The organism is Paracoccus onubensis, from assembly GCF_003591515.1.
Lineage (GTDB): Bacteria > Pseudomonadota > Alphaproteobacteria > Rhodobacterales > Rhodobacteraceae > Paracoccus > Paracoccus onubensis.
Window position 1 is genome coordinate 113,017 of record NZ_QZCG01000014.1, and the last position, 18,245, is coordinate 131,261.

Genomic DNA, 18,245 nt, shown 5'->3' on the forward strand with positions numbered 1-18,245 from the left:
CAAATGGAAGGAACAGCCCTGATGGAAGTCTTCACGCTGCTTGTCGAGGTCGGGCGCAGCAAGGGCGACGGCCTTCCCGATGGTTCGACCGGCGCGGCACTGATGTGCTATGCCTCGGGCAAGGATGAGGCCGAGGCTGTGCGCGAAACCGTCGCGATCCTGAAACAGGCCGAGATGGCCCCGCTGGACGTCACCGGATACGGCACGCTTCAGGAACGGCTGGACGAAGGGCACGAGATCGACGAGGAGGAACGCGCCCTGATGGATCGCGCATTGCAGGAGAATGCGGTGATCATCGCGCAGATGCAGCCGTTTTTCAAAGGATGTGACGGCAGCAATGCCGATGAGTGAACGGATTCCGCCGATTCGCTTTCGGCCTCTATCCAACTGACCACAGTTTCGTTACACTCGATCACAATAAGAACAGCAGCAGTCACGAACAGGCAAACGACATGACATTTTCACGGTTCATCCTTTCCGCGGCCATGATCTCCGCCATAGCTTCCTGTGCCGGCCCCTATGCCAGCAATTCGGGCAGTTCGGGCGGATCGGTCACGCCCGACCCGATCCCTGCCGCCGCGCCGGGAGACGAGGCCGGATTGCAGCGTTTCGTCCAGTCTTTCCGGTCCCGCGCATTGTCCTCGGGCATTTCGGCGGGGACCTACGATCGCGCCATGCAGTTCGCGCGCTACAATCCCGACGTGATCAGGCTGGATCGCAAGCAGGCCGAATTCTCGCGCCCGGTCTGGCTGTATCTGGACAGCGCCGTATCGGATTCGCGTATCTCGACCGGGCAGCAGAAACGCAACCAGCTTTCGCGCACCTTGAACGCCATCGAATCCCGCTATGGCGTGCCGGGCGAAATCGTGCTGGCCGTCTGGGGGATGGAGTCGAATTTCGGCGCCAACCGCGGCAAGATGCAGATCATCCCGTCCCTGACCACTCTGGCTTATGACGGCCGCCGGGGCGAGATGTTCCAGAACCAGCTTATCGCCGCGCTCAAGATCCTGCAGGCCGGCGATATCGACCCCGCGCATATGCTGGGAAGCTGGGCGGGGGCCATGGGGCATACCCAGTTCATGCCGACCTCCTATCTGGAATATGCCGTTGATTTCACCGGCGATGGCCGCCGCGACATCTGGTCCGAGGACCCGACCGATGCGCTTGCCTCGACCGCAGCTTATCTTGCGCGCAACGGCTGGCAGCGCGGGCAGCCATGGGGGGCCGAGGTTCAGCTTCCGTCCGGCTTCAATTACAGCCAGATCGGCAAGGGCACGCGGAAGTCCACCGGCACATGGGCCTCGCAGGGGGTCCGGCGGATGGGCGGCGGAGGCCTGCCTTCGGGTAACGGTTCGATCATCATGCCAGCGGGCGCGAACGGCCCTGCCTTCCTGATCCTCGACAATTTCCGGTCGATCCTGCGTTATAACAACTCGGACAATTATGCCCTTGGCGTCGCTTTCCTGGGCGAACGGATTGCCGGGCGCGCGGGTATCCAGGGAAGCTGGCCGCGCAATGATCGCACGCTCAGCAGTTCGGAGCGCGAGGAAATTCAGCGGCGCCTGCGGGCCAAGGGCTTCTATGACGGCGAAATCGACGGGCTGTTCGGTTCGGGCACGATGGAATCCGTCGCGGCCTTCCAGCGCTCGATCGGCGTGACACCGGACGGATATCCGACCTCGATCGTGCTTGATCAGCTTCGCCGCTGACGACACATCAGAACATCAGGCGCGAAAAAAGGGGCGGGCCGAGAGGTCCGCCCTTTCGCATTGGCCAGCCGCGCAGCGCCACGGGCCTCGGGTGTCGGAAGAGACGACGAAATCGCATCCACATCTTGCGTATTCTGCAAGGATTAAGGTATCTGCGGCAATGTCGCATTGACAATCTGCGGATCGAGGGCGCGTCATGACCGTGCAAATCACTCAGCCTACAACCCCTTCGCCGTTACGCGGAACCGGTACGGCATGGACTGTTCTGGTGGCGATCAGTGCCTGCCACATGATCAACGACGTCATGCAATCGATGCTGGCGGCGATCTATCCGCTGCTCCGCGAGGAATTCTCGCTATCCTATACGCAGATCGGCGTCATGACCCTTGCCTTTCAGGTCACTGCCTCACTGCTGCAGCCACTGATAGGGATCGCCACGGACCGGCACCCGCAGCCGCGCTCGCTGTCGATCGGGATGGGCTCGACCTTTTGCGGCGTGCTGCTGCTTGCCTTTGCGCATCAATATTGGACATTGCTGACCGGCGCGATGCTGGTCGGGATCGGCTCGGCGGTGTTCCATCCCGAAAGTTCGCGCGTGGCGCGCCTTGCCTCGGGCGGCAGGTTCGGGACCGCGCAATCCCTGTTCCAGCTTGGCGGCAATTTCGGCCAGTCGCTGGGACCGCTTCTGGCGGCATTCATCGTGGTTCCGCTGGGCCGGCCTGCGGTTGCATGGTTTGCGGTGGCTGCCGCGCTTGGCGTCGCAACGCTCTATCAGGTCGGGAACTGGGCCGAAGGACGCAGGCGCGCATCGACGACCAAGCCCGATACCACCCTGAAACTGCCGCGCAATGTCGTCATTCAGGCAATCGTCGTGCTGGCGCTACTGACCTTTGCCAAGAATATCTACGGTGCGGCGATGACCAGTTATTTCACCTTCTTCACCATCGAGAAATTCGGTCTCGGAGCACAGGGGGCACAGGTAATGCTGTTCCTGTTCCTGGCAGGCATGGCCGGAGGCGTGATGCTGGGCGGTATCGTCGGCGACCGGGTCGGGCCGCTGCGCGTCATCTGGTTCTCGATCCTCGGCGTCCTGCCCTTCACACTGGCACTGCCACATGTCGGGCTGATCCCGACCGCGGTACTTGCCGTGGTGATCGGGCTGATCATGGCCTCTGCCTTTCCGGCCATTGTCGTCTTTGCGCAGGAACTGGTTCCCGGCAGGACCGGCATGATCGCCGGGCTGTTCTTTGGCTTTGCCTTCGGCATGGGCGGCATCGCGGCCGCCGCGCTTGGCGGAATGGCCGACATATATGGCATCCAGCAGGTCTTTCTGTACTGCTCGGGCCTGCCGGTCCTTGGTCTGCTGGCCATCCTGTTACCCTCGCAAGGTCGCCTGAGGGGCTGATGCCGCAAGAGCCCGTCTTTTTCCATATTAGCCCCGATCAATGCGGTGCCCGCCGGATCGCCCGCCTGTTCGGGCTGAACGGATATGATTATGTTTACGATGAACAGGGCAAACTTGCCGAGGATATCGCCTGGTCGCAGGCGACCGGGCAGGCACCGCTGCGCGACTGGCCAACAAAACGGCTGTTCACCGGCCTGTACCGTCTCAAACCCTGGTGGAAACCGCCATTGGAAAGTTGGCGCAGCTTTGCCTATCTGCACCAATATTTCCCGAATGCGCGGTTTATCCTGACCCTGCGCGAACCGGATGCCTGGCTTCTTGACCGCATGGTTGCCGAGAGTGGTACGACAACCAAGGCCTATGCAGCGCATTATGGCGTAAGCGAAGCAGAACTGCCCGACCTCTGGACGCGAGACTGGCAGGCACATCTGGATGCCGTCGAGACGTATTTCGGTGACGATCCCGCCTTGATCCGGGTGGATACCGAAACCGACACGCTGGAGGATCTGCGCCGCCGCCTTGACCCGATCCTGCCGATGCCCAAATCGCCGCGCCATAGCGGGTGGTTTTTCAACAAGGAGCCGGAAATCGAACGAACGCTGCTGCGCATGTTCGATCCGGCCCCTGAAACCCCGCCGCAGCGGGCCGAGGAATTCGTCGAGGATGTCGCCCGCTTCTGCCTGAAGGGTCATTGCGATCCCGGAACCGGCAATCTCGCCGGGCTGTCCCCGCTTTATTGCGAATGGGATGGCGGAACGCAGGTACTGGACCGCGCGGGCCATGCCTGTCCGGTCGCCATTACCGATCTGCCCGGCGGTCGCGGCGAGATCGCTCTGGCCGATCCCACGCTGGATTTCAAGCAGCGCCGCGCCGAAGCGGTCATCAACGACATCCTTGGCCTTGGGCGTCGCGATGCGGCGAATATCGATATGGAGGACGCCCGCTGGCTTGGCGCGACACCGGGGGCGCCGCTGGACAAGCCGGTTCTTTGCCATAACCGCCGCGAGGGCGCGGGCAATGCCATCCTGTGGCCCCTGCCCGAGATGATGGGGCCGGGACATCGGGGTTATGTCACGCCCTGCCCGGACAGGACGCTCTTCGAGGACAAGCAGGACAAACTGGTCTGGCGCGGCATGATCTCGGGAAACGAGTATAGCGACGGGATCCGGCCCGGCCGCTCCTCATTGCGATATATGCGAGAAATGGCGGCGGCCGGTAACGATGCGCAGGCGCGGGAAATCGCATGGCAGGGATTATGCCGCACCAACCGCATGGCCGTCGTGCGCCGCTGGTTCGGCCATCCCCATTGCGACATCCGCATCGGATTGGCATGGAGCTTCCGCCATTTCGCGAAGGATCCCCTGCTTTCCCCCTTTTGCACCCGCCGCGAGGGGCCGGGCTTCTTCCATGATTTCCGCTATCAGCTTTGCATGACCGGTTTCGATCACGGCTCGAATTTCATTCCGATGATCAACAGCCGTTCGGTCCTGCTGAAAGAGGAGGACGGCTGGGAAGCCTATTTCTCGGGACGTTTCAAACCGTGGAAACACTATATACCATTACAGAGATATTGCGGCGATCTGGGTGAAAAACTCGAATGGGCGCGCAGAAATCCCAATGATTGCAAAGAGATGTCCCACGCAGCCCGGGAAGAGGTCGCCTTGCTGTCCGACCCTGCTCTGATGCGCGCGATCAAGCACCGCATTCTCGACGGGCTGGCCCGCAAAGGATAATCTCCGCCCGAGAGAGGAGATCACATGACAAGCATCAAAGCCGAGCCGATCACCGCAGAGGCCTTCGCCCCTTATGGAGAATTGCTGACGCTGCGCCCATCCCCCGACAAGCTGATCAACGAGGGCCGCTGCGAACGCCATCACGCGCTGGCCACGGTTGAACGCGGCGGCGGAGAGGCGATCATCTCGCTTTTCCGCTCGGAGCCCGTCAGCCTGCCCTATGATTGCGCCCTGTTGGAACGGCATCCGCTTGGATCGCAGGCCTTCATGCCGCTTGGCCCCGACCCGTGGCTTTCGGTCGTGGCCCCCGACGAAGATGGCCGCCCCGGTGCGCCCCGCGCCTTTCTGGTTCCGTCGGGCATGGGGGTCAACCTGCGCGCAGGCGTCTGGCATGGCGTTCTGACTCCGCTTGACCGCCCGGCCGAATTCCTTGTCGTCGACCGCGAGGGCGAGGGCGTGAATCTGGAGGAAACCCCCATTCCCCCGGTCACGATCACCGGATGACCCTGCCCGATTTCAGCTTCGAACTCGCCGCCCTGGCAAATGGCGCCGGTATCATCGCCGGGGTGGACGAGGTCGGACGCGGTCCGCTGGCCGGTCCGGTGACCGCGGCGGCGGTCGTGCTGGATCCCGAAAATATCCCTGACGGCCTGAACGATTCCAAGAAGCTGACGCCTGCGCGGCGCGAAACCCTCGGCAGGCAGATCATGCAGCAATGCGACTGGTCGGTGGCCCATGTCAGCGTGGAAGAGATCGACCGGCTGAACATCTATCACGCCTCGCATCTGGCCATGTGCCGCGCCGTCTCGGGATTGCGGCAACGGCCCGATCATGTGCTTGTCGACGGCAACCGCATCCCGCGCGATCTGACCGTTCCGGCCGAAGCAATCGTCAAAGGGGATGCCCGCTCTCTGACCATTGCGGCGGCATCGATCGTGGCGAAGCTGTTGCGCGATTGCATCATGGTGGATTTGGCGCAACAGCACCCCGGCTATGGCTGGGAGGTGAATGCGGGCTATCCGACTCCGGCCCATAAACAGGCGCTTCTAGATCTTGGGGTGACCCCTCACCATAGACGTTCCTTCAGGCCCGTCCACAATATCTTGTGTAAAGATGGAACTACAAGCAATTGATTTAAAAAAGAAATTGACGCCGAATCACTCCTGACTCATCTTGGTGTCCATACCAGACCGGGCAAATCCGGCATGCAGAGGCACGAGAGATGACGAAGATCAAAGAAAAGCGCGCGGCTGCCGCGTGTTCCCTACCGCTGAACCAAATTCTGGCGGGCGATTGTGTCGAGATCATGAATTCCCTGCCCGAGGGTAGCGTTGATCTGATCTTTGCCGATCCGCCCTATAATCTCCAGCTTCGGGGGGATCTTCTCCGGCCCGACAATTCCCGCGTGGATGCCGTCGATGACGAATGGGATCAGTTCGCAGGCTATGCCGCCTATGACCAACTGACCCGCGACTGGCTGGCCGCCGCGCGCCGCCTGCTGAAGCCCGATGGCGCGATCTGGGTGATCGGCAGCTATCACAATATCTTCCGCGTTGGCGCCGAACTGCAAAATCAGGGCTTCTGGATCATGAATGACGTGATCTGGCGGAAATCGAACCCGATGCCGAATTTCCGCGGCAAGCGCCTGACGAATGCGCATGAGACGCTGATCTGGGCCGCCAAATCGGACAGCTCGAAATATACCTTCAATTACGAGGCACTCAAATCCCTGAACGAAGGCGTGCAGATGCGTTCGGACTGGGTGATCCCGATCTGCAATGGTGGCGAACGTCTGAAGGATGATCAGGGTGACAAGGCTCACCCGACCCAAAAGCCCGAAGCCTTGCTGCACCGCGTTCTGGTCGGCACCACCAATCCCGGCGATGTCGTGCTCGATCCGTTCTTCGGCACCGGCACGACCGGCGCGGTCGCCAAGATGCTGGGCCGCGATTTCATCGGCATCGAGCGCGAGGAATCTTATCGCAAGGTCGCCGAAAAGCGCCTGTCCCGCATCCGCCGCTTTGACAGCGAGGCGATTGCCACCACCAAGGCGAAGCGGGCCGAACCGCGTGTCCCCTTTGGTCAGGTGGTGGAACGCGGCATGCTGCGCCCCGGCGAGGAACTGTTTTCCATCGGCAGCCGTCACAAGGCCAAGGTCCGCGCCGATGGCAGCCTGATCGGGAATGACGTGAAGGGTTCGATCCATCAGGTCGGCGCGGCGCTGGAAGGCGCGCCCTCCTGCAATGGCTGGACCTATTGGCATTTCCGCCGTGAAGGCAAGATGATCCCCATCGACATCCTGCGTCAGCAGATCCGCGCCGAGATGGAGGGCGAGGTTTCGCGCCCCAGCTGAGTCATCCACGATTTCGCCGCAGTTCCGCCATCACGACGTCGGCGGCGGAACCGCCTTGCCCCGCCATATGTGAATGGCGGGGCCTTTTCGTTCCCGTAATGCGGCCCTGAAACCACTTCCAGCCCGCTTCTTCATCCTGATAATCCGGCGAGCCGGGCCGCGTGCGACGAGCCAGAGCCCTGTCCTCAACCCATTTTACCCAGGCATCACCCCGCCATCATGCGTGGCAATAGCAGCGACACTGCCGGAAACAGGATCAGGACCGTCAGCACCAATATGTCCACCAACAGAAAACGCGCGACGCCGCCAAAGATCTGCTCACTCGTGACATTTCGCGCAACGCCACTGATGACGAAGACATTCAGCCCGACCGGCGGGGTGATCAGGGCGATCTCAAGCAGCTTCACGACGATCACGCCAAACCAGATCTGATCCATCCCGTAGACCTGCATCAGCGGCAACAGGACCGGCAGCGAGATGATCAGGATCCCCAGCGGCTCGATGAACATGCCCATGACCAGCAGGATCGCCGCCGCGATCACGATCACGCTCAGGGCGGACATGCCGTTGCTGTGCAGCCGCTCGGCCATGATGCCGGCGATGCCGGTGTCATTGATGAAGGCAAGAAACAGCATCGCCGCCGCCAGTGCCAGCACGAGCGAAGCCGCCTGAAGAACGGAATCCCGCAGAATGATCCAAAGCATGTCACCGGGCAGCCGCCCCTGCCACAGGCCGATCAGAAATGTCAGCCCGACACAGATCGCGGCCGCGGAAAGCGGCGACAATATCCCAAGGAACAGCCCGCCGATAATGATACTCAGCAACGCGATCGGGGGCCACAGGGCAACCATCGCCTGCATGCCGCTGGCGGAAACCCGAACCGGGCCGGGGGCGGCGGCGGGTTCCTCGCGGACCCACCAGACAATGACCCCGATCATGCCGGCAAGCGACAGAAGCCCCGGCAGGATTCCGGCGATGAACAACGTCGCCACGGACTGCCCGGACAGAAATCCATAGAATATGAACAGCATCGAAGGTGGGATAAGCGATCCCAGCGTTCCCCCCACGGCAACCGAAGAGGCGGCAAGCCTTGGATCGTAACCCTGCTCCAGCATCCCGGGCAGGCAGATCCGTCCCATCGTCGAGGCGCAACTGACCGATGAGCCCGACAGCGACGCGAAACCTCCGCACCCCAGTACCGACGCAATGGCAAGCCCGCCCGGCTGGTTTCGCAACCAGACCCGGGCAGCGTCGAATACCCGTGTCGAGATCCCGGCATAGAATGCAAGATTGCCCAGCAATACGAACAGGAACAGCATCCCTATCGCTTCGGGGTGAAGCCCGTCCCGCAGAAGGCGGGGAATTGCCGCCAGCCACCGGAAGAACCCGGCGCCGCTGCTGGCGCTTGTCAGGCCGATGCCACAGATTGCAATGACGAAAGTTGCCGGGGCGACCGGAAACCTGAGCGCCAGCAGGGCCAGAAGGATCACGATCCCGATCAGGCCAAGCAAGGATGGTTCCATATATCTCCGTCCCCGTTGACCATCTGCACCGGCATAGCAGTGGATCGGCTGTGCGACAACGCGCCCCTGACCTAAAATTGAACCGCGCGGCCTCTGGAACTCTTGGACCAGAAAGTGGAAAGTGCCTCTGACATGGATGGAGAGATGAATGACCTTTCTACCCCGGCGTTTCCCTCTGGTGTTGCTTGCCCTTGCAGTCACCGCGACCCCGGCGCTTGCGCAGGATGGCCAGCCCGTTTTTGGCGCCTCGGATATCGATACGGCAAGTTATCAGGGCGGCGACCTGCCTCCGGGCCGCTCTGCCCTGACGGCGAAGATTCAGGTCTTGCTGGATCGCTCGGGAACCTCTCCGGGGGTCATTGACGGCTACAAGGGCGGGATGAGTGAAAGCGCTTTGATGGCATTCGAGCGCCGCGCCGGTTTGCCCGTCGACGGGCGGATGGATCCGCAGGTCTGGCAATTGTTGCTGCCATATTCCACATCGCCGCAGACCATGGAATATCAGATCACCCAGGAGGACGCCGAGGGGCTGGTTGCCGAGATCCCCGCCGATTACGCGGAAAAGGCCGCGATGACCGCGATGGGCTATACCAGCATCGCCGAAAAGCTGGGCGAACGGTTTCACATGGACGAGAAATTCATCGCCTTCCTCAATCCCGGCATCGAGCTGAAACCCGGCGCGACGATCCGGGTCACCGCCCCCGCCAAGCCTATCAAGACCAAGGTCACGCGGATCATCGTGGACAAGGCAAGCCGCCGCGTCGCCGCCTATGACAGCAATGGCGAGATGATCGTGGATTATCCGGCAACGGTTGGTTCGGACGCGACGCCCTCGCCCTCGGGCAATCACGTCGTGGTCACCGTCGCCCTGAACCCGAACTATACCTATAACCCGGAAAAGAATTTCAGGCAGGGCGACAATGACAAACCGCTGATCGTGCCGCCCGGACCGAACGGGCCGGTCGGCAATGTCTGGATCGACCTGACCAAACCTACCTATGGCATTCACGGCACGCCCACGCCCTCGCGCTTGTTTCACAACCAGTCGAATGGCTGCGTGCGCCTGACCAATTGGGACGCAAGGGAACTGGCCGGGCTGGTGATACCGGGCAAGACGAAGGTCGAATTTCTGGAGCCGGGGGTGACGATCGCCGATGTGACAGGCGCCGTGCCAGCCCCCGAAAGCGGCGCGGTTTCGGATCCGGCCGCCACCGCGACAACTGTGGCCGCCGGTGTCGCGGGAACCTCGATGCAGGCGCAAGCCCCGCAGCCCGTCCTTTTGTCCGCGACCCGGCCACCGCGCAGAAGCGGCACGCCGGTCGCATCCATGACAGGGCCGGACGACGCCATGACACCGGGCAACACAGAGGTCCCGGCAAATGCCGCCGCACCGCTTGCCGCCGCGATCATCCGTGCCGTCACCACGACCGAAACCATCGGCGCAAATTCCGCCGCGCCCGCGACGCTTCCCGCTCCTGCGGAGCAACCGCTATATGAAAACACCTCGGAAGAAGATGTCCCGGACACTGCCCAGCCAATGCCTGCGGCACCTGCGGATGATCCGCTAAGCAAGGCGCTTTCCGATGCGTTGCCGGAATCCGGTTTCGTTCTGCCGGCAGCCCCGGCAGATATGCCATGATCCCGCTGCGGCAGCTCTGCGGCACGGCGGTTGCCCTGATGCTTGCCGGAGCTGTTCACGCACAGGAACCAGCCCCTAAACCCGCCGAGGATCAGGGGGCTTACAATCGCGGGACAAGGCCGCCCGACAAGCCCGTGGAAACGCCGGACGATCCCTCGGCAACCCGGCCTTCTGCAACTGAACCCTCTGCAACCGGGTTGACGGACGGAATCTGGCCGCGGGGAACGGATATCTCGCAGGACGAAAACGGGCAAGAAGACGGGACCGGATCACAGAAAGATAGGGTTGAGAAGAAAAAGAATGGCGGGACCAAAACGGCACGCGAACGCCCACGCGAAAGCGATCAGGAATATGCCGCCTGCCGGCTGGCGCTTTCGCATCTGGGAACCGTCTATGAAGAACGCCCCGAAATCACCGAAAAGGACAATCCGGATTGCGGCATCGCAAAACCTTTGCATGTGACCGAAATCCTGCCCGGGCTCGAACTTGAAGGCGGTGCGATCATGCGCTGCGATACCGCGCGGGCGCTTGGGTTCTGGGCACAGGAGTTTCTGCGCCCGGCATCGGTCAGTCTTCCCGGCTCACCACGGCTGACTGCGTTGCAGCTTGGTACGCATTACGACTGTCGGGCGCGGAACGGAACCGGAGAGAACCAGCCGAAACTCTCGGAACATGCGCTTGGCAATGCGATCGACATCGCCGGTTTCGTCTTCGACCAGGGCCCGCCCGTTCCGGTTGAACCGCGCGAGGATAGCGGCGATCTTTACGAGGCGTTCCAACGCGCGGCACGGGCGACGGCCTGTCTGTATTTCTCTACCGTGCTCGGGCCGGGATCGAACGCGGCGCATGACGACCATCTGCATCTTGATGTAATCTCGCGCAAGAATGGCTGGAGATTGTGCCAGTAACCCGCGGGGGTGAGAAACCATGACGATCACGATCACCGCCTTTGAATCCTCGCCCGATGGTGGCAAGGGTCTGGCACGTGACATGCGTATCCGCTGGGCGCTTGAAGAGGTGGGGCTGCCCTATGAGATTCGCCTTTTGTCATTCAGGGCGATGAAGGAGCCCGCCCATCTTGCGCGCCATCCTTTCGGGCAGATCCCGACCTATGAGGAAGACGGTCTTACCCTGTTCGAATCCGGGGCGATCCTGTTCCATATCGCGCAGCATCATGCCGGCCTGCTTCCGGATGATGCCGATGCGCGGGCACGTGCGATCACATGGCTCTTTGCCGCGCTCAATACGGTGGAACCGCCGATCGTCGAACTGGAACAGGCGCCATATGCAGAGGGTGACAGACCCTGGCACAAGGAACGCCTGCCTCTTATGCGGGACCGTGTCCGCACCCGGCTGGATCAGCTTTCCAGCCATCTTGGCGACGGCGAATGGCTTGACGGCGCCGCGTTCAGTGCCGGTGATCTCATGATGGTGCTGGTGCTGCGGCGGTTGGAAGGCTCGGGTCTACTGGAGGAATATCCGGACCTGTCTGCCTATGTCGCCCGCGGCGAAGCGCGGCCGGCCTATCAACGGGCCTATGCCGATCAATTGGCCGTTTTCAAGGCAGCTGCGGATTAGAGCCTGTCGCGCTGAATCGGAAACGCCGGTTTTTGCGTCCCGCGATGGCCGGGGGCCAACCCCCGGACCCCCGAGGTATTTGGACAAAGAAGAAGGGGAAAAGGAAAGGACACGAATCCGGGGAGGCGCGACATGTTCCGGGAGCATTACCCGATCAATGGCACAAACGAAAAGCCCGCCGCTGAGCAATCAGCGACGGGTTGATCTGATTTCCTGATGATCGGAGCGGATCAGCTATCGTCTTCGGCGGAGTCTTCGGCGTCGAGACGTTCACGATCGGCGGCACCCTTGGCATCCGGATCGCGGTCCACCAGTTCGATAATGGCCATCGGAGCCATGTCGCCATAGCGGAAACCGGCCTTCAGCACACGGACATAGCCGCCCTGACGGTCCTTGTAACGCTCACCCAGCGTCTCGAACAGCTTGGCGACATGGATATCCTGCTTGAGCTGGGAAGCAGCCTGACGGCGCGCATGCAGATCGCCGCGCTTGGCCAGCGTGATCAGTTTTTCAACGATCGGGCGCAGTTCCTTGGCCTTGGGCAGCGTGGTCTTGATCTGCTCATGCTCGATCAACGAGCCGGCCATATTGGCGAACAGCGCCTTGCGATGCTCATGAGTACGGTTAAGGCGGCGATAGCCGCGGGCGTGACGCATTTCATTTCTCCATTAACGTCTTTTTGCTTTGTCCGGCGGCCCATGCGTGCGGGCTGCTCTCCTTGGGGCGGAATGCCCGGGTTTGAGAGAGGCGGATAAACCGCCTCGTCTCAGAAGTCCACGATCAGAACTGATCGTCGAAACGCTTGGCCAGATCCTCGATATTCTCGGGCGGCCATTCGGCAACATCCATGCCCAGATGCAGCCCCATGCCCGACAGCACTTCCTTGATCTCGTTCAGGGATTTGCGGCCGAAATTCGGGGTGCGAAGCATCTCTGCCTCGGTCTTCTGGATCAGATCGCCGATATAGACGATATTGTCGTTCTTCAGGCAGTTTGCCGAACGAACCGACAATTCCAGCTCGTCCACCTTCTTGAGCAGGCGCGGATCGAATTCCAGACCGTCGTCGCTGTCCTGGCTGCTGGCCGATTCGGGTTCTTCGAAATTGACGAAGACCGACAGCTGATCCTGAACGATACGGGCAGCATAGGCCACCGCGTCTTCCGGGGTCAGCGAGCCGTCGGTTTCGACCTTCATCGTCAGCTTGTCGTAATCCAGCACCTGACCTTCGCGGGTGGGCGTGACTTCATAGCTGACCCGCTTGACCGGCGAAAAGATCGCATCGATCGGGATCAGACCGATAGGCGCATCCTCAGGGCGGTTCTTGTCGGCGGCGACATAGCCCTTGCCGGTCTGAACGGTCAGTTCCATGTTCAGATCGGCGCCATCATCCAGATGACAGATGACATGTTCACGGTTCAGAATGGTAATTCCGGCGGTTTCCTGAATATCTCCGGCCTTGACCTCGCCCGGACCTTTCGCCGTCAGCGAAAGACGTTTCGGGCCTTCGACATCCATGCGCAGCGTAACGCCCTTGAGATTCAGTACGATATCGGTCACATCCTCGCGGACGCCGGCGACGCTGCTGAATTCATGCAGGACATTGTCGATCTGGACCGAAGTGATGGCTCCGCCTTGCAGCGAGGACAACAGAACCCGGCGCAGGGCATTGCCCAGCGTCAGACCAAAGCCCCGCTCCAGCGGTTCGGCGACGACGGTTGCCGTCCGGGTCGCATCCGCGCCCGGCTTGACGGCAAGTTGCGTCGGCTTGATAAGTTCGGCCCAATTCTTGTGGATCATGGGTTTGCCTCCATACTTGTTTCCGATCCATGACCGAGGTCGGAAACGCCCGAGGTTAAATGCGAAATGCCCGAACCGCGCGGATCTCGCGCGGGTCGGTGTCGTAATGATCCAGTATCAGACGCGGCGGCGCTTTGGCGGGCGGCAACCGTTATGCGCGATCGGGGTCACGTCACGGATTGCGGTGATGTTGAAGCCGACGGCGGCCAAAGCCCGAAGCGCGGATTCACGGCCCGAACCGGGTCCCTGCACTTCGACCTCAAGCGTTTTCACGCCATGTTCCTGTGCCTTGCGACCGGCATCCTCGGCAGCCATCTGAGCGGCATAGGGGGTCGATTTGCGCGAACCCTTGAAGCCCATTGTACCGGCGGACGACCATGAGATCGCGTTGCCCTGCACGTCCGAGATCAGGATCTTGGTATTGTTGAAGCTGGAATTCACATGAGCCACACCGGTGGCGATGTTCTTGCGCTCTTTGCGCTTGATACGAGTTTTATCGCGTGCCATGTCCGGTCCCCTTATTTCTTCTTGCCAGCGATGGGCTTCGCCGGACCTTTACGGGTACGGGCATTGGTATGGGTGCGCTGGCCGCGAACCGGCAGGCCGCGACGGTGACGCAGACCGCGATAAGAGCCCAGATCCATCATCCGCTTGACATTCATCTGCACTTCGCGGCGCAGATCGCCTTCAACGGTCAGGTTCTGGTCGATAAATTCACGAATCTTCAGGACTTCGGCGTCCGAAAGTTCGTTCACGCGGCGAGCGGACTCGATGCCGGTCGCTTCGCAGATCTGCCGGGCATGAGCCGGGCCGATACCATGAATATAAGTCAGGGCGATGGGGACGCGTTTCCCCGTCGGAATGTTGACGCCAGCGATACGAGCCACGCGTTATCCTTTTTCTGCTGCGGTTCCGTAACACCGGAACCTTTTTTCACAACGTAAGGCCCGAAAGCCATGCCTTCGGGCCAATCCACAGGCCACCCATAAGTGGGTGATTCTCTTTCGAGATGCTGTGGATTAATGGAAGATCAACTTGTCGTCAAGAGCACAGCATGAGTGGAATGCGCAAGGTTCGGAAACGGTTTCGTGACGGAAATTCCATTGTGTTAACGAAAAATGATTGCTGCACGGAAAACTGTACCATATACGGAACACTTAGTTAACCGCCCGGAACATAAAAAGCCGATGCGGTATTGTCAGTGGTTCGCAAGATGGTCGGGATCAACGCCGGAACAATTGTTCAGCTTGAGAACGAGGGCACCATCTTGAGTATGGGTAACAACAATGCCTGGTTTAACGGCAAATCTCAGAAATAGTGACTTCAACGATGGGGGCACGGATAGCGCGCCGCGTCTTGCGGACGTTCCCGGCTGGCGCATCGGCAGATCAAAAACCGACATTGAGTCGGCCTGCCGAGACCAATTCCCGTACCCATTTTTCACGAGAACGAAGGAAGAGTAAGAATGCCTACAACTTGGAATGCCGTATATCTCGGACAATTTGCACGAATTGATTCGGCCAGAGGGGATGGCGATGTGGAAAACGCTGCGGCGCTCGCAAACCAGACCTATGGCGATGAAACAGCGCCACTATTCGAAAATTTCGTCGAAATTGCGCCCCGGGCAGGCTATACGACCTATAACCAGTCCGGCAATACCAGTGCTTATGACACGGCGGCCGACGCTCAGACAGTCAATGGGCGACCATGGTATGAATATTTTACCGCAGATGGTGCAGCACGAGCCATTGATGGCATGGCAAGCTACAATGCCACAGTCACCTATGTAGATGGGACGACAGCACAAACTTCTGTCTTTCTTTTCCAGGACTATAACGGACTTACCTATTGGGCGCCTGAGGCGTCAGATAATGCCGCACAGGACATATTGGAGGCAAAGGCAATCCAGTCCCTTACAACTCACGGGGTGGCAACCAACAACTTTTCCCTTGGCGCAAACCGCCAGACTTGGGATTACGTAACTTGCTTCACCCCCGGTACATTGATCGAGACGGCTGGTGGCGCGAAACCCATCGAAACCCTGCAATCCGGCGACGTGGTTCTGACCCGCGACAACGGCCTGCAACCCATCCGCTGGATCGGTTCGCGCAAGATCGACAGCGCCACCCTTGAGGCCGCCCCGAATCTGCGTCCGATCCGCATCAAGGCAGGATCGCTTGGGGCGAACACCCCCGGCAGCGACCTGATCGTATCGCCACAGCATCGCGTGCTTGTCCGCTCGAAGATCGCCCAACGCATGTTCGGCACAAATGAGGTTCTGGTCGCGGCAAAGCAATTGCTGGAGATTGAAGGTATAGAGATCGCCGGGGATATCCATGAAGTGGAATATTTCCACTTCATGTTCGATTGCCATGAGATCGTCTTCTCGAACGGAGCCGAAACAGAAAGTCTTTATACCGGACCTGTCGCATTGCGTTCGGTCAGCCCGGAATCACGCAAGGAGATCCTGTCTCTGTTCCCGGAACTGGCCGAAGACGGATCCAAGCCGCAGCCCGCGCGTCTTCTGACCTCGGGTCGCCAGGGCCGGCGCTTAGCCCATCGCCATGCGAAGAACCAACAGGAAATGGTTTATTGAAACGCTGAGAACCCGGAAATCATGGTGAACAAAAACGGCCGGAAATATCTTCCGGCCGTTTTTATCTGTGACTGAGGCTTGAGCTCACCCGAGAGAACCGCCCCGCGATTCGTCGCCCACGTTATCCTTTTTCGGTGGCGGTTCCGTAGCCCCGGAACCTTTTTTCACAACGTAAGGCCCGAAAGCCATGCCTTCGGGCCAATCCACAGGCCACCCATGCCTGGGTGGTTCTCTTTCGAGATGCTGTGAATCAATGGAAGGTCAGTTTGCCGTCAAGAGCACAGCACAAGTGGATTGCGCGGCGCTCGGAAACGGTTTCGTGGAGGAAATTCCATTGTGTTAACGAAAAATGATTGCCGCAGGGAAAACTGTACCATATACGGAACACTTAGTTAACCGCCCGGAACACAGAAAGCCGATGCGGTATTGTCAGTGGTTTGCAAGATGGTCGGGATCAACGCCGGAACAATTGTTCAGCTTGAGAACGAGGGCGCCATCTTGAGTATGGGTAACAACAATGCCTGGTTTAACGGCAAATCTCAGAAACAGTGACTTCAACGATGGGGGCACGGATAGCGCGCCGCGTCTTGCGGACGTTCCCGGCTGGCGCATCGGCAGATCAAAAACCGACATTGCGTCGGCCTGCCGAGACCAATTCCCGTACCCATTTTTCACGAGAACGAAGGAGGAGTAAGAAATGGCCACCTGGACCGACAATCCCGATTCCGGATCAAATGCACAGGATCACAATCCGAACGCGGATAATTATTGGGTATTCACCACCGATCAGACAATTACGGCTAATGAGACCACAAGCCAGCTTCAAGGATACAGTTTCGATCCGCTAGCTTCCTATAATACCAATGTGGCGCTTCGGGACGGCAATGAAGATGGGGCGCTGGCAGCTAGGAACTGGGGCAACTTTCATACCAATGACGGGATTACCGTTGACGGCCATACCTATGAATATTCGCGGCATTGGACCTATGAAGCGACGATAACATACAGTGACGGGACGTCTGTCGACACAACGATACTGGCCTCACGTCTGGTCGACGATCCCGACAATGGTACAGCCGGAGGGGCTCTGGATGGCAGGGCAATCCTGCGTTTCCATGATGATCAGATCAGCACTGTTTACGGAGGCGCGAGCGGCACCGGTGAATATGCGTTGTCGGATATCGAAAGCATAACTCTCGGCGCTAATCTCGGAAATGCCGGCGGTCGCAGCATTACCGGTGCATATAACAACGCCTATCCGGTGGTCTGCTTTGCCACCGGCACGCTGATCGAAACGGCTAACGGCACAGAAGCCGTCGAAACCCTGCAATCCGGCGACGCGGTTCTGACCCGCGACAACGACCTGCAACCCATCCGCTGGATCGGTTCGCGCAAACTTTCGGCTCAGGATCTTGCCGCCGCCCCGCAACTGCGCCCGATCCGCATCAAGGCAGGATCGCTTGGGGCGAACACCCCCGCCAGCGACCTGATCGTATCGCCGCAGCATCGCGTGCTTGTCCGCTCGAAGATCGCCCAACGCATGTTCGGCACCGAGGAGGTTCTGGTCGCGGCAAAGCAATTGCTGGAGATTGAAGGTATCGACGTCGCCGAGGATATCCATGAAGTGGAATATTTCCATTTCATGTTCGACCGTCATGAAATCGTCTTCTCGAACGGAGCCGAAACAGAAAGTCTTTACACCGGCCCGGTCGCATTGCGTTCCGTCAGCCCGGAATCACGCAAAGAGATCCTGTCTCTGTTCCCCGAACTGGCAGAAGAGGGCTTTGTCGCGCAGCCTGTACGTCTTCTCGCCTCGGGTCGTCAGGGTCGGCGTCTGGCCTATCGTCACGTCATGAACCGGCAGGAAATGGTTTATTGAAACCCTGACACCCGAAACGGGTCCGTAACGCAC

General features: G+C 60.0%; 17 protein-coding genes. 12 read left to right on the top strand and 5 right to left on the bottom strand.

Going from position 1 to position 18,245, the window contains the following annotated elements:
• The first annotated feature begins 21 nt into the window (after positions 1–21).
• From D3P04_RS18820 to D3P04_RS18850, 7 genes are all read left to right on the top strand, one after another.
• Entirely contained in the window at positions 22–351 is a 330-nt protein-coding gene (locus tag D3P04_RS18820) for a hypothetical protein (RefSeq protein WP_232845086.1), read from the top strand.
• A 101-nt stretch (positions 352–452) separates the two neighbouring features.
• A complete protein-coding gene (locus tag D3P04_RS18825; protein ID WP_119751412.1) occupies positions 453–1,709 on the top strand; it encodes a lytic murein transglycosylase in 1,257 nt (418 codons plus the stop codon).
• A 196-nt stretch (positions 1,710–1,905) separates the two neighbouring features.
• Positions 1,906–3,114, top strand: coding sequence for an MFS transporter (locus tag D3P04_RS18830; RefSeq protein ID WP_119751413.1), 1,209 nt, complete (start codon positions 1,906–1,908; stop codon positions 3,112–3,114).
• Positions 3,114–4,847, top strand: coding sequence for a glycosyl transferase family 90 (locus D3P04_RS18835; protein ID WP_119751414.1), 1,734 nt, complete (start codon positions 3,114–3,116; stop codon positions 4,845–4,847). The genes D3P04_RS18830 and D3P04_RS18835 overlap by 1 nt, the downstream gene beginning before the upstream one ends.
• A gap of 24 nt (positions 4,848–4,871) precedes the next feature.
• Positions 4,872–5,351, top strand: coding sequence for an ureidoglycolate lyase (locus D3P04_RS18840; protein WP_119751415.1), 480 nt, complete (start codon positions 4,872–4,874; stop codon positions 5,349–5,351).
• Positions 5,348–5,980 (top strand): ribonuclease HII, encoded by a 633-nt coding sequence (locus tag D3P04_RS18845; RefSeq protein ID WP_119751416.1) that lies wholly within the window; start codon positions 5,348–5,350, stop codon positions 5,978–5,980. The genes D3P04_RS18840 and D3P04_RS18845 overlap by 4 nt, the downstream gene beginning before the upstream one ends.
• Before the next feature lie 89 nt (positions 5,981–6,069).
• Positions 6,070–7,200 (top strand): site-specific DNA-methyltransferase, encoded by a 1,131-nt coding sequence (locus tag D3P04_RS18850; protein WP_119751417.1) that lies wholly within the window; start codon positions 6,070–6,072, stop codon positions 7,198–7,200.
• Between the two features lie 206 nt (positions 7,201–7,406).
• Here the strand turns inward: D3P04_RS18850 and D3P04_RS18855 are convergent, their stop codons facing one another.
• Positions 7,407–8,723, bottom strand: coding sequence for a TRAP transporter large permease (locus D3P04_RS18855; protein ID WP_119751418.1), 1,317 nt, complete (start codon positions 8,721–8,723; stop codon positions 7,407–7,409).
• Positions 8,724–8,871: 148 nt separating this feature from the next.
• Between D3P04_RS18855 and D3P04_RS18860 the strand changes: the two genes are divergently transcribed.
• From D3P04_RS18860 to D3P04_RS18870, 3 genes are read left to right on the top strand one after another with little or no spacing between them, the layout of a single operon-like run.
• On the top strand, positions 8,872–10,362 hold the full coding sequence (locus tag D3P04_RS18860) for a L,D-transpeptidase family protein (RefSeq protein ID WP_119751419.1): 1,491 nt from the start codon (positions 8,872–8,874) through the stop codon (positions 10,360–10,362).
• Positions 10,359–11,270 (top strand): extensin-like domain-containing protein, encoded by a 912-nt coding sequence (locus D3P04_RS18865; RefSeq protein WP_119751420.1) that lies wholly within the window; start codon positions 10,359–10,361, stop codon positions 11,268–11,270. Before D3P04_RS18860 ends, D3P04_RS18865 begins: the two co-directional genes overlap by 4 nt.
• Positions 11,271–11,289: 19 nt before the next feature.
• Positions 11,290–11,940, top strand: coding sequence for a glutathione S-transferase family protein (locus D3P04_RS18870; RefSeq protein ID WP_119751421.1), 651 nt, complete (start codon positions 11,290–11,292; stop codon positions 11,938–11,940).
• Positions 11,941–12,170: 230 nt separating this feature from the next.
• On the opposite strand, the gene rplQ is transcribed toward D3P04_RS18870, so the two are convergent.
• From rplQ to rpsM, 4 genes are all read right to left on the bottom strand, one after another.
• Positions 12,171–12,596, bottom strand: coding sequence for a 50S ribosomal protein L17 (gene rplQ / locus D3P04_RS18875; protein ID WP_119751422.1), 426 nt, complete (start codon positions 12,594–12,596; stop codon positions 12,171–12,173).
• Positions 12,597–12,720: 124 nt separating this feature from the next.
• A complete protein-coding gene (locus D3P04_RS18880; RefSeq protein WP_119751423.1) occupies positions 12,721–13,737 on the bottom strand; it encodes a DNA-directed RNA polymerase subunit alpha in 1,017 nt (338 codons plus the stop codon).
• A 117-nt stretch (positions 13,738–13,854) separates the two neighbouring features.
• Positions 13,855–14,244: a 30S ribosomal protein S11 gene (gene rpsK, locus D3P04_RS18885; RefSeq protein WP_119751424.1), complete on the bottom strand. Its 390-nt coding sequence runs from the start codon at positions 14,242–14,244 to the stop codon at positions 13,855–13,857.
• An 11-nt stretch (positions 14,245–14,255) separates the two neighbouring features.
• The gene (gene rpsM, locus D3P04_RS18890) at positions 14,256–14,624 is read right to left on the bottom strand and encodes a 30S ribosomal protein S13 (protein WP_119751425.1); all 369 of its coding nucleotides are present in this window, start codon (positions 14,622–14,624) and stop codon (positions 14,256–14,258) included.
• Between the two features lie 578 nt (positions 14,625–15,202).
• Here rpsM and D3P04_RS18895 point away from each other — a divergent pair.
• Both D3P04_RS18895 and D3P04_RS18900 read left to right on the top strand, forming a co-directional pair.
• Entirely contained in the window at positions 15,203–16,333 is a 1,131-nt protein-coding gene (locus D3P04_RS18895; protein WP_232845087.1) for a Hint domain-containing protein, read from the top strand.
• Positions 16,334–17,030: 697 nt separating this feature from the next.
• Entirely contained in the window at positions 17,031–18,212 is a 1,182-nt protein-coding gene (locus D3P04_RS18900; RefSeq protein WP_119751426.1) for a Hint domain-containing protein, read from the top strand.
• Positions 18,213–18,245 lie beyond the last annotated feature (33 nt).